Raw genomic sequence first — 11,464 nt, 5'->3', positions numbered from 1 at the left:
TACGACACCGCGGGTACCCGGCGCACATCAGGAGGAGTGAGCCGGGCCGCACGGCCCGGCTCGTCTACCGTTTCCCGGAGAGTTGACGAATCACGCGAGCTCAGAGCTGCTGGGAAGGATCAGTGCCGAGTCCGTGTGGAGCGTGATGCGCACCGGTGTGAAGGTGGTGGCGTCCACCGGCGACTCACCTGTGCCCGGATTGCGGGCGTAGCGCGGGTGGGCGCCTCCGCTGATCTGCCACCGTATGCGGTGGCCGACGGGGAAGCGGTGGGCGGTGGAGCTCATCGGCACGGTGACCTGCGAGGGCTCCTGTGGCGGGTTCGTCCGGAGTCGGACGAACCCGTCACAGATGTTGACGGAGCGGCCTTGTGCGTCCACGTCGCAAAGGCGGGTGAAGACATCGGCGTGTCCGGTGTCCGTGGAGATGCTCATCCGTGCGGAGACGGGACCCAGGATGTCCATGGGCTCGGTCAGTGGCGGGCCGGTGAATGTCAGGACGTCGTCTCGGGCCTCCAGAGTGGCGTTGTTCCGGGGACCGGCGGTGCGGGAGAGCAGCGGACCGCCGAGGGAGGGGGTGGGGTCTGCCGGGTCGTGGCGGAACGCCGCCACGGGTGCGGACTCCGTGGGGGCCAGCCGGGTGAGATGCCCGCCGGGGGTGGGGTACCACGAGGTGGTAACCGCGGCCGGTGGCCAGTCGTCGAGGTCCCGCCAGGTGTCTTCGCCGCCGATGTGCACACGCACCGCGGTGGGACGCAGGCGGGAGGGATCGGCGTACAGGTGCGCGCGCAGCCACGCGAGGCTCTCGGTGAATACCGCGGGCCATCCTTGCTGCAGGGCCGAAGTGTGGGTCCAGGGACCGACGAGCAGGGCGGTCTCACATCCGGCCTGGCGCAGCCGGTCGTACTGTTCGAAGGTCTGGTCGACCAGTACGTCGTGCCATCCGGCGATCAGAGCCGTGGGCACGCGGAGCCGTCGGGCCGACTCCGCCATCGACGCGCCGTGCCAGTAGGCGTCCTTGGCGTCCGGGTGTGTCATCACGTCGTCCAACCAAGGCAGTTCGCTGCCGAGGGCCGGCACGTACGCCCCGCGCAGGGGCTGCGCGGTAGTGACGTCGCGCAGGCGGCGATGCAGGCGCAGCGTCGCCTTGAGGAACGGTGCCATGCCCTGGTGCTGGTAGTTCATGCCCATGCCCACGGCGAGGGCGTTCTCCAGGCGGAGCGCACCGCCCGTGTGGAACATGGCGTAGGGATCGTGCAGCCCTACTTGCACCACCATTGCCTTCAGTTCTGGCGGTGGGTCCGAGGCGAGGGCCCATTGCGTGTAGCCCAGGTAGCTGGGACCGACCGTCCCCAGTGTTCCGTTGAACCAGGGTTGCTCGCGCAGCCAGGACACCGTGGCCTGGCCGTCGGCGGCCTCATTGCGCCACAGATCGAACACGCCGCCCGAACCTCCGGTGCCGCGGCAGCTCTGCAGGACCACGTGGAAGCCCTGTTCGGCGAAGAGCAGGCCGTACTGGGGTGACCACGGCAGGCCTCGGCCATAGGGCGAGCGGACCAGGAGGGTGGGGAAGTCTCCCTGGGCGCGCGGGAAGTAGTGGTCAGTGATCAATGGGCTGCCGTCGGCGGCCGGCACCAACAGTCCCGGCTCCCATCCGACCTCGTGCCGTTTCGCCGGCAGACCTCGCCAGGTCGCCCTCATCATCCGTGAGGACAGCGGCGGTTTTCCGGCGGGTGGCACCCAGGCCGGCCTGGCTACGGCGTCGGGCGTGCGTGATGACATCGTTCCCCTTCTCTATTTCCGTACGTTGTACGAGAATAGAGGATGCTTGGATGACCTTGGCAAGAGCCGCCCCAGGAAGGAGCGTGAGACCGTGTCCAGCGACGGAAAGCCCGGCGCCGAGAGCGTCGATCCCGAACAGCTCTGGCTGCGTCCCACCGAGCCCCGCAGGGGCCGCAGGCCCTCCTTCAGCCGGGAGAAGATCACTGCGGCGGCCGTCGCCCTGGCGGACGCGGAAGGACTCGACGCGGTCACCATGCGGCGGGTGGCCGCCGAGGTCGGGGCGGGCGTCATGTCGCTCTACAGCTACGCCCCTGACAAGGAGACGCTGCTGGAACTGATGGTCGACCACGTCTGCGGCGAACTCGCGGTCACCGACCCACCCACCGGCGACTGGCGTGCCGATCTGAAGGCCGTGGCCCGTCTGCAGCGCGCCCACATGCTGCGCCACCCCTGGCTGCCCGCGGCCTTGTCCACCCGTCGCGTTCCGGGCCCCAACACACTGGCCTTCCTGGAACACGTGCTGGCCGTACTGCGGCCCGCCGGGCTGGACGGCGCGGCGAAGCTGGAGGTCTTCGCCCAGATCACCGCATTCGTGGCCGGGCACGTTGGTCATGAGATCGCGCAGGCCGCGGTTTCACGATCACCGGACCGAGCCGCAGCCGAGGGCCGCTACCTGACGGCTGTCGCCGCAGACGGCCGCCACCCGGAACTCGCCGAAGCCCTTTCCGCCCCCGGGCGTCCCCTCACCCCCGACGCCACCTTCACGCGGTTCCTCAACCGCCTGATCGACGGCCTCGATTCTGACTGACGCCATGGCGACAGGGTCAGCATCGAGGTGTGCGATGTCCTGGACCACCACGGAGACCCCGTCGTGCGCGGCGCCCACGACGGAACGCACGACAGGGCGAGCCTTCCGGACGAGCCGTCCTGTCGAACTACGTCAGCGTCCGCCACGGCAAGATGCCTCCTGGCGGCGGCGCGTGGTGCACTGCGTGAAGGAGACGGCCCTGGTCGGGGAGTCCTGGTCCAGGCCCAGGCTGATCGAGATCGACGACTGTGATGACGGACCCCCGTTCTTCTGCCTGACGCCCCCGTTCGTCACACTGAGCCGTGCCTCGAATAGCCACCGTCACCTCGTCCCGGAAGGTCCGCCGCCTCACCACGATCGCGTTCTTCGGTCCGCCGGTGATCCTCGGGCTGTCGTTGCTGGCCGCCGATCCGGACTGGAGCGGCCTCGCACTGGCGCTCGGGACCTGCGCGCTGATCGCGACTCTCTTCCTCATGATCACCGCCGCGCCGAACGGGTGGTTGATCGTCGGCAGCGTGATCCTGGGGATCGCCGCGCTGTCACTGCCGGGGCCGTTGCTGGAAGCGGAGGTGATGGCGCACCAGGGGCAGCGGGCGGAGGTGCGGGTCACCTCCGTGAAGAGGTACCAGGCCAAGCACGGGCCGGAGTACACCTGCCGGCTGGAGCGGGTGGACGGCAAGCCGCTCAACCACGCCGAGCTGGGCAACGACTCCTGCGACGGGCCGATGGACGTCGGGCAGACCAAGGACGTCCTCACCGACCCGCACGGCTGGATGGCGCCGGAGCTGACCGAGACGGACTACAGCGGGATCGACATCGCCGCGTGGGCCCTGCCTGTGGTTGTGGGGCTCTTCGAGCTGCTGGTCTGGCTGTCCCGGCGGGTCGGGCTGCGTCGGTTCGAGGGCCGCTGATGGCGCCCGGGTCCCGGAAGAACGTGGCCTGGCCTGCGCACGTGGTGCGGAGGCACGCCCGGACAACCGCGCTCGCCCCCCTGCTGATGGTGGGCATCGGCATGCTCGGCACCAACCCCGATTGGTTCCCGGCGGCGCTCATCCTCACTGCTCTGACCGTGGCCCTCGCGATCGCGGTGCTGATATCGACCGCGACCAAGGGGTGGGTGTTCTTCGCCGGGCTGGTCCTCGGACTCGCCGTCACGCTCGGCGCCGGCCTGGTCTTCCAGGCCGCACTGATGCAGAGCCAGGGGCAGCGCACCGAGGTGCGGATCACCTCGGTACACACCACCGAGGGCAAGACCGGCCCGATCCACCACTGCAGGCTGAAGCGGACCGACGACAAGCCGATGGACCACGCCGACATCGTCGGCCTGGGCTGCAACAGGGCAAGGGTCGCGGGCACCACCGAGAACCTGCTGGTGGACCCGAGCGGCTGGCTGGCCCCCAGCCCGACGATGCCGACTTCAGCGCCCTCCCCCTCGGCGTCTGGGGAGTCGGCGTCGCGATCGGGTTGTGGGAGCTGACCGTCTGGCAGACGCGCCGGATCGGCCTGCACGAGTCGGCGGCGAGCCCGACAGCGCCCGCCCGGTCGACCCATGGCAAGCCGAACGCCGACAACCGGAGCAGGAAGAAGCGCAAGCGCCACTAACGTCCTGCCAGTATTCCGCTGACAGATCCGGGCGTCCTCGATACCGGTCTGCATCCACGCGCCGATTCGCGGGTCTCATCGGCCAAGCCGTGCCCGAGGCGGCTGCTGTCTCGACCTCCTCACGAACGAGCCGGCTTCCTTTGCGAACGGGCGGCAGGACTTCACGTAGGACCTCTACTTGTTCGCAAGTATCGCCAAATCCCTTACGTACAACGCGAGTTCATCACTTGCGCAAGGAAGCAAGGAATGACGATACTCGTCCCGGCGAGTTGGCATGGACGCGTCGCCTGCCGGGGATCCCGGCAGGCGCGCCCGCCGCCGGCACGCTTCATGGGCCCGGTGCGCGACCCGAGGCCGGGCTCACCCCCCACAGGAGGTTGTGAGTTGAAGCAGAGATGGATGTCAGGACGACGTGCGGCCACCGCCGCGGCCGGAGCCCTGGCGCTCGGCGCGACCTTGACCATGCAGAGCGCGGCCGCGGCCCCCGCGCCGAACGCCGCCCCTATGAGCGCCGCATCGGCCGGCCGGCTGGCTCACCGGATCGACGCCACCCTCGCCGACCGAACAGCGGGCTCGTACTACGACGCCAAAACCAAGAAACTCATCGTGAATGTGGTCGACGCCGCGACCGCCGACGCCGTCCGCACGGCAGGTGCCCAACCTCGCACCGTCAAGCACTCGATGGCACAACTCGACTCCGCAAAGAGGGAGTTGAAAGCAAGGGCGTCCATACCGGGCACGGCGTGGTCGATGGACCCCGTCAGCAACACGGTGGTCGTCAAGGCCGACCGTACCGTCACCGGAACCCGGCTGGCCCAGCTCGACAAGGCCGTCCGCGACCTCGGTGACAGCGTCACCCTGAAGAGAACGGCCGGCCGCTTCCAGCCCCTCATCTCGGGCGGCGACGCGATCTGGGGGAGCAACGCACGGTGCTCGCTCGGCTTCAACGTGACAGTGGGCGGACAGCCGTACTTCCTCACCGCCGGCCACTGCGGCAATGCCGTCTCCAACTGGTCGGACCAGCAAGGCGGTTCGGAGATCGCTGTCACCGAGGCGTCCACGTTCCCCGGCCATGACTACGCCCTGGTGCGCTACACCAGCGACATCGACCACCCGAGCGCGGTCGACCTGTACGACGGTTCCTCACAGCAGATCAGCGGAGCCGGTGACGCCACCGTCGGCGAGCAGGTCCAGCGCAGCGGCTCCACCACCGGCGTCAACGGCGGTCAGGTCACCGGACTCGATGCCACGGTCACCTACGCGGAGGGCCAGGTCGACGGCCTGATCGACACCACCGTCTGCGCCGAACCCGGCGACAGCGGCGGCTCGCTCTTCGACGGCAGCACCGCCCTGGGCCTGACCTCCGGAGGCAGCGGCGACTGCTCCTCGGGCGGGGAGACCTTCTTCCAGCCCGTCCCGGAAGCACTCCAGGCGTACGGGGCACAGATCGGCTGAACCCCTCAAGCCGACTGATGGGCATCCCGTGCCACTCGACCGCCCCACGGCACGGGATGCCCTGCAAGGAGGCCCCGCGGCCGGACGAAAGTTGGTGTGCCTACCACCAGCGCCGGCCGCCCATGTTCTTACGCGGCACCTCACTCACCAGGCCGCGCACCGTGGCCCACGGACTGTTCCGCCAGACCGGACCCGCCAACACATCGTCCAGCGGAGCACACGGCGCTTCCAGCCCCGCCCAACTGACCGGACCTCTGTCCGCTCGCACGTCGACGGTAGTAGGCATACGTCACCGATCCGAGCAACGGTCCCCAGGCGAGCAGCGGCAGGTAGCAGGCCGTCAGGACGACCTGTTCCGTGGTCGTGTGTCCTGGGGGAAATCCCGCGAAGAGGATGTGGAGGAAGAAGTAGTACACGACCCCTGTGGTTGCGAGCGTGCCCAGTGCGGCCGGGACCAGGGTGGCGAGCGGGGGGACGCGGCGTCCGCCCAGTAGGGGTATCCAGCGCGGCACCCACTCACCCCAGGGCTGGACCAGCCCCAGGGTAAGCAGGCCGAGTCCCTCGGAAACCACGAAGAGCAGGACCAGGTACAGATCGAGTCCGGCACCGTGGTCGCGGGCCTCGACTGTTCCGAAACCAGGGATGGCCAGCATCACTCCCAGGCGCCACAACCCCGAGGGCAGGATCGTGTAGGGCACTGCGTGCGCAGCGATCCGTGCCCAGCGGGGCACAGGGGAATCGGGTAGACGGCCGGCGCCCTGAGTGGTGGTCAAGTACCCGTTCGCCAGAGGTGCTTCGGGGCTGAAGCTGGACATCGCCGCTCCTTCGATTCGTCAGACACCGCTCGTGTGACACATCTCGAAGATGCCAGCCCGCCCCCTCTGCCGGCGTCCTCCGCATGGTGGGGAGTGGGTCCGCCGTGCGGGGGGGGCCTCGCCGACTTAAGGACGACCGCGGAAGGGTGTTCCCTTGGGCTGGAGCGCGGGTCGACGCCCGTCTAGGGCGTGTATCGAATGTGCTGGTCACAGCCACTCGTTGATGGCTACGACGAGCACGGTCGCCTCGTAGCGGACCGCGAGTTTGTCGTAGTGAGTTGCCACGGCGCGGTGTCTTTTGAGGCGATTAATGCCGCACTCGACCGCGTTCCGAGCCTTGTAGTCCTCGGCGTCGAACTTTGGCGGCCGGCCGCCACGAGAGCCGAGTTCCCTGCGGTTGCGGGCCTGGCCGGCCTTTTCCGGGATGGTGCAGCGGATCCCGTGTTGGCGCAGGTAGGCGCGATCCCTGCGAGAGGCATAAGCCTTGTCGGCACGGACCCGGTTGGGCCGGGTGCGCGGCCGGCCGGAACCCGGGCGGGCGACGCGGACCTTCTTCAGGACGGGCTCGAACTGCGGGGAGTCCCCACGCTGCCCGGCCGTGATCACGATGGACATGGGCTTTTGGCCCTGCTCGACAGCCAGGTGCAGCTTGGTGGTCAAGCCACCTCGCGAGCGTCCGAGACCGTGGTCGTCCGGCTCGACGGTGTCGCCGCCGGGCGACTCGGCCTGCAGGCCCCTTCTTTCCGTGCCCCGGCGGCGTGCTGGTGGGCCCGGCAGACAGTCGAGTCGACGTTGAGGTCCCAAATGATGAGTTCCCTGGCGTCGGCCTGGGCCTGCAACTGCTCCAAGATCCGCTGCCGGCTGCCGTACCGCTGCCAGCGGCGGAACAGGTCGTACACCCGGGCCCAGGGTCCGTACCGCTCGGGGACGTCCCGCCACGGGATGCCGGTACGGGTGCGGAACCGCATGCCGTCGATCAGCTGCCGCCTGGTCCATATCGGCGGACGGCCCGGCTTCTTGGCCTTGGGTAACAACGGCTCCAACCGGGTCCACTGCGTATCCGTCAGACCTTCACGTGCCATCCGGAGATCATCACAGACCGTGATCTACTTCTGGGCATAGTGCCGATGAACGAGAAGCCGAGGTCATGACCAACCACTGCTGCGAGGCGATGAGCCGACGCGTGAACATGCCCTGCGACCAGCACAATGACCCCTTCGCATGCCCGGACGCGCTGATCAAGTTCAGTGCCAAGTTCCAGGAGTACGGGCTGATCATCCACGACGGCGGAACATCGAGCATCACTATCGGCTTCTGCCCCTGGTGCGGACGACGCCTGCCCGAATCACAGCGGGACCGATGGTTCGACGAAATGGAACGCCGTGGGGTTGATCCGTGGGAGGACGAAGTCCCAGCCGAGTTCCAGGACGACCGCTGGCTCGCTGCCCTGTCTCGGGACTGACTAACCAACAGCCTCTCAAACCACTTCCGATACACGCCCTGACAGCGCGGGGCTGATTCGCATGGAGGGGACGCCACGCTCGCAGGGCTGCGGTCGGCGGAATGCAAAATGATCGTGCCTCTGCGGAGAGCTACTGCGAGCGATGCATTGTCGCCACCGTAAGCCCCGGGGGGACTCTGCCAGCCTGGGTGGGGGGTGGCTGGGGCGGCACCCTGCCGAGGACAGTCACCGGGGTGCGATACCGAAAGGCCCGGAGGCGGCTGCACCGCTCCGGTGTACGTGTAGCGCCTGGATCCGCGGGGTGCTCCCCCGGAGAACTTCGGGACGGCCTGGGTGGCGGATAAGTCTGGCGCGCCCCGAGGTGAAGTGTCATCAGACACGGGGGCGCCTCTCCGATGTTCGACGTCGGCAGGGCGCAGCAACGCCCTTCGGGCAGCGCAGAGGCTCCCGCTCGTGAGTCCCGGCGAGGGGTCGCACTAGGTCCTGTCGTTTGGATCAGTCGGTCGTTGGACCGGGTGTGCCCGCCTCTTCCTCTGGTCCGCCCGGTGATCCAAACGAAACTACCTAGTGCCAGGTCGGGGCAAGGCTGGGACACGGTGCGGGCGCCGGTGTCGGCGGACGTGGCTGAGCGGGGCGGGTGGCCGGCACGCGACCTCCGTTGCCCGAAGTGGCATGCTGTGCACGGCAGTTCAGGACGGAATATGGCTCCGCGAAAGCGTCGCTGCTACCGTTCGATCCATGATGGTCAACATGCCCACCGAGCCCGGCAGGCCAGCGCGGGACAACTGGCTCATGCTGCTGTCGTCGGTCGATACATCGGAGATCGGCAGGCGCGCCTTCGACGGTTTGTACGCCAACTTCGGTGCCCACGTGGAACTTTCGCCCGGCGATTGGGTTCTTTCGGTCATCGGCGAATCGGACCCCGTCGTCCAGGTCCGCCTGTACGAGGTGTCCGCCAGTGGTCGTCTCGCGGAGCGTGGTTCCTGGGCCGCGTCCGCCCAGCCCAATTGGATCCTTGAGGTGCGGGACAGCATCGCGGCCCTCGTCAATCCGAGCTATGAGGCGCTCATGCAGGCATACGAGAGCCCTGAAGGACGGGCGGCGATGGAGCAGGTCCGCAAGCGCCTCAACCCCTAGGCAGATTCGTTTGGATCAGTCGGTCGTTGGTCCGGGTGTGCCGTTGACTGATGCGCAGTGGGCGCGGATTGAGCCGTTGCTCCCTGACCGCGCACGCCGAAGCGGGGTGGCCGCCGGCGGGACCATCGTGAGGTGATCAACGCGATCGCCTTCAAGTTCCAGACCGGTACCCAGTGGGTGCACCTGCCGGAGAAGTACGGCAACTGGCGGGGCATCTACAACCGGCTGCGGATGTGGGCCGTCGACGGCACGTGGGAGCGGGTGTTCACCGCCCTGGTGGCCCAGGCCGACGCGGACGAAGACGTCAGCTGGGCCGTGTCCGTGGACTCAACCATCGTGCGCGCTCACCAGCACGCGGCCGGAGCCCGCAAAAAGGGGCCCGGCCGGAGAGCCGGGCGATCACGCCATCGGCCGGTCCCGGGGCGGACTGACCACGAAGATCCACCTCGCGGCCGACAGCCACTGCCGGCCGCTGGTGTTCGTCCTCACCCCCGGTCAGGCCGGAGACGCACCGGCCTTCACGGATGTCATGGCCCGTCTGCGCGTTCCCCGCTCGTTGGGACGGCCCCGCACCAGGCCGGACCTGATCCTGGCTGACAAGGCGTACTCCTCCCGCGCGATCCGCGACCATCTGCGCAGACGCGACATCCGGGCGGTGATCCCGGAAAAGGCCGACCAGCAGACCAACCGCCGACGGCGCGGACCGGCTGGCGGAAGACCACCGGTCTTCGACTGCGAGGCGTACAAGCAACGCAACACCGTCGAGCGGTGCATCAACCGCCTGAAGCAGTAGCGAGGCATCGCCACCCGCTACGAGAAGACCGCCACCATCTACCTCGCCGGACTCCATATCGCGGGCATCTTCCTCTGGTCTGCCCGGTGATCCAAACGAAACTGCCTAGCGCGGTACCGGCCGAAAAAGAGTCACCACCACCGAGGACCCCGACCACCCAATAGCCCATCACCCAGGCGCATTTGAGGGGTTACGCGATCGAGATGACTGACCGGGACGAAGGGCTGAAAAGAAGCCATCGAACTGCGGTGACTCTGCGGATACTCACTACATGGAAGCATCCGAATTGACGACCTGGGTCATGGCGCTGCTGAACCAGGCATCGAACGGGGCGGCGGGTGCCATCGGCGGAGCGGCCGGCGCCGAGGCGGCACGGCTGATGCGGGAGCGACTGGGGTCTTCCCCCGAGGGCCGCGCGGCCCTCGATCCGGGGAGCGGGGATTCCGGCGAGACGGAGCGGCAAGTCGCCGCCGCCCTCGCCGCGGACGCTGTATTCGCTCGTCGGCTTGAGCAGTTGTACGAGGCGGCGCGACGCAGCCCGACAGGGGCGCAGCAGGCGGGAAGAGACATCAACCAGGCCCACATCGGCGACCGCTCGAAGCACAACACCATCTCGTTCGGCCCCCTGACCGTGCGCAAGGGAAGCCGGACTCCGGCCACCGTGGCGTTGATGCTGCTCGCCGTGGCGCTCGTCATGGGGCTCGCGTCCTACGGGCTCACCAAAGTCCTGGGGGGTGATGACCAGGCAACACGGGCGCCGTCGGCGGGGGCGGGGGCGAACGGGTCGGATGTTCCGGCCGCCGGCAGCGGATCCGAGGCGGATAAGGGTGGCGGACAGGGGCACAAGGCCGTACCGATCAAGGACCTCGACCTCCTCAAGAAGATCCTGCCCGATGTATCCAGCATGCCGTCCGGTTGGTCGCTGTCCGGGAAAGCGAACGTCCAGGAAGCAACCACGGACAACTCCTGTCGTGGGGGCGAATGCAAAGGGCTGCGCGGCTTGGGCGAGGTCGTCTATACCGATCCGGGCGCTTCCACCAAGGCCGACATCGCAGTCGAGGCATTTGACAGCGCCCGGACGGCGGCCGAGGGCTACAAACGGTGGAGCGAAGGGGCCGGCAAGGAAGGCGGCGACTCGCCGATGTCCTTGGGGTCGATCGGCGATGAGAGCGTGGCCTTTTCGGGCCAGGAGTCAAACGGTTCAGCCACGAAGTTCCACATGGAAACGATCGCTCGTGCGGGGACCGTCATGATCTACATCGTCTACGGCGGCGGTGACCGCCCACTCGATCCGGCGGTGCTGACGCGCATCGCCCGGATGGTGGCCGAGCGCGCCCGCCAGGCCCAGAACGCCGAACAGCCGTCGGCTACGTTCGCTGAGACTCGCTGAAGTGGCGCGACTCCGTGCCCGCCGGATGGCCATGCAGGCGGTGACCCTCTCGATTCGGCGGGGTTCGACCCTCCATCGACGCGGCCCTCACGGCCCATGAAGGCCGGCTTTCTACCGGCACGGCCACGGGCGCGGGGGCATCGCTGTGCGACGCCGTCGTTGAGCACGGCACCGCGTGCAGAGCACCCCTCCCCCGCGGATACGCGAGCGAGCCCCGGACCGC

At 68.3% G+C, this 11,464-nt stretch carries 10 protein-coding genes and 1 pseudogene; 8 read left to right on the top strand and 3 right to left on the bottom strand.

Annotated elements, in window-relative coordinates; all coding sequences use genetic code 11:
* Nucleotides 1–90: 90 nt before the first annotated feature.
* Nucleotides 91–1,698, bottom strand: coding sequence for a CocE/NonD family hydrolase (locus tag OOJ98_RS15690; RefSeq protein WP_267055651.1), 1,608 nt, complete (start codon nucleotides 1,696–1,698; stop codon nucleotides 91–93).
* Between the two features lie 172 nt (nucleotides 1,699–1,870).
* On the opposite strand from OOJ98_RS15690, the gene OOJ98_RS15685 reads away from it, so the two are divergent.
* The 4 genes from OOJ98_RS15685 to OOJ98_RS15670 all read left to right on the top strand — a co-directional run bounded on the left by OOJ98_RS15685 (nucleotide 1,871) and on the right by OOJ98_RS15670 (nucleotide 5,644).
* The gene (locus OOJ98_RS15685) at nucleotides 1,871–2,587 is read left to right on the top strand and encodes a TetR/AcrR family transcriptional regulator C-terminal domain-containing protein (protein ID WP_267055305.1); all 717 of its coding nucleotides are present in this window, start codon (nucleotides 1,871–1,873) and stop codon (nucleotides 2,585–2,587) included.
* 302 nt (nucleotides 2,588–2,889) lie between these two features.
* Nucleotides 2,890–3,498 (top strand): hypothetical protein, encoded by a 609-nt coding sequence (locus tag OOJ98_RS15680; RefSeq protein WP_267055304.1) that lies wholly within the window; start codon nucleotides 2,890–2,892, stop codon nucleotides 3,496–3,498.
* Between the two features lie 41 nt (nucleotides 3,499–3,539).
* Nucleotides 3,540–4,064, top strand: a complete 525-nt coding sequence (locus OOJ98_RS15675) for a hypothetical protein (protein ID WP_267055303.1) — start codon at nucleotides 3,540–3,542, stop codon at nucleotides 4,062–4,064.
* Nucleotides 4,065–4,588: 524 nt separating this feature from the next.
* The gene (locus OOJ98_RS15670) at nucleotides 4,589–5,644 is read left to right on the top strand and encodes a S1 family peptidase (RefSeq protein ID WP_267055302.1); all 1,056 of its coding nucleotides are present in this window, start codon (nucleotides 4,589–4,591) and stop codon (nucleotides 5,642–5,644) included.
* 140 nt (nucleotides 5,645–5,784) lie between these two features.
* On the opposite strand, the gene OOJ98_RS15665 is transcribed toward OOJ98_RS15670, so the two are convergent.
* Together OOJ98_RS15665 and OOJ98_RS15660 are read right to left on the bottom strand one after the other, a co-directional pair.
* Entirely contained in the window at nucleotides 5,785–6,459 is a 675-nt protein-coding gene (locus OOJ98_RS15665; protein ID WP_267055301.1) for a hypothetical protein, read from the bottom strand.
* 207 nt (nucleotides 6,460–6,666) lie between these two features.
* Nucleotides 6,667–7,541 (bottom strand): IS5 family transposase gene (locus OOJ98_RS15660; protein ID WP_267055300.1). Its coding sequence is split into 2 segments (ribosomal slippage): nucleotides 6,667–7,151 and nucleotides 7,151–7,541, totalling 876 coding nucleotides; the frame shifts between segments, so codons are not numbered across the junction.
* Between the two features lie 65 nt (nucleotides 7,542–7,606).
* On the opposite strand from OOJ98_RS15660, the gene OOJ98_RS15655 reads away from it, so the two are divergent.
* From OOJ98_RS15655 to OOJ98_RS15640, 4 genes and pseudogenes are all read left to right on the top strand, one after another.
* Nucleotides 7,607–7,921: a hypothetical protein gene (locus OOJ98_RS15655; protein WP_267055299.1), complete on the top strand. Its 315-nt coding sequence runs from the start codon at nucleotides 7,607–7,609 to the stop codon at nucleotides 7,919–7,921.
* Between the two features lie 738 nt (nucleotides 7,922–8,659).
* Nucleotides 8,660–9,058 carry a hypothetical protein gene (locus OOJ98_RS15650; RefSeq protein WP_267055298.1) on the top strand — a complete coding sequence of 133 codons (399 nt, stop codon included), beginning with the start codon at nucleotides 8,660–8,662 and terminating at the stop codon, nucleotides 9,056–9,058.
* Between the two features lie 10 nt (nucleotides 9,059–9,068).
* Nucleotides 9,069–9,941 (top strand): annotated as a pseudogene (locus tag OOJ98_RS15645) (IS5 family transposase).
* A 181-nt stretch (nucleotides 9,942–10,122) separates the two neighbouring features.
* Nucleotides 10,123–11,241 (top strand): hypothetical protein, encoded by a 1,119-nt coding sequence (locus OOJ98_RS15640; protein WP_267055297.1) that lies wholly within the window; start codon nucleotides 10,123–10,125, stop codon nucleotides 11,239–11,241.
* The last annotated feature ends 223 nt before the right edge of the window (nucleotides 11,242–11,464 follow it).

The organism is Streptomyces sp. NBC_00083 (assembly GCF_026343295.1).
Lineage (GTDB): Bacteria > Actinomycetota > Actinomycetes > Streptomycetales > Streptomycetaceae > Streptomyces.
Note: the sequence above shows the minus strand (reverse complement) of the source record. Positions and strands in the feature narration are given on the sequence as shown.

Excerpts from the sequence above, each read along its gene's own strand:
- OOJ98_RS15690 (WP_267055651.1), bottom strand. The coding sequence starts at position 1,698 with ATGAGGGCGACCTGGCGAGGTCTGCCGGCGAAACGGCACGAGGTCGGA.
- OOJ98_RS15670 (WP_267055302.1), top strand. The coding sequence starts at position 4,589 with ATGTCAGGACGACGTGCGGCCACCGCCGCGGCCGGAGCCCTGGCGCTC.
- OOJ98_RS15665 (WP_267055301.1), bottom strand. The coding sequence starts at position 6,459 with ATGTCCAGCTTCAGCCCCGAAGCACCTCTGGCGAACGGGTACTTGACC.
- OOJ98_RS15655 (WP_267055299.1), top strand. The coding sequence starts at position 7,607 with ATGACCAACCACTGCTGCGAGGCGATGAGCCGACGCGTGAACATGCCC.
- OOJ98_RS15650 (WP_267055298.1), top strand. The coding sequence starts at position 8,660 with ATGATGGTCAACATGCCCACCGAGCCCGGCAGGCCAGCGCGGGACAAC.
- OOJ98_RS15640 (WP_267055297.1), top strand. The coding sequence starts at position 10,123 with ATGGAAGCATCCGAATTGACGACCTGGGTCATGGCGCTGCTGAACCAG.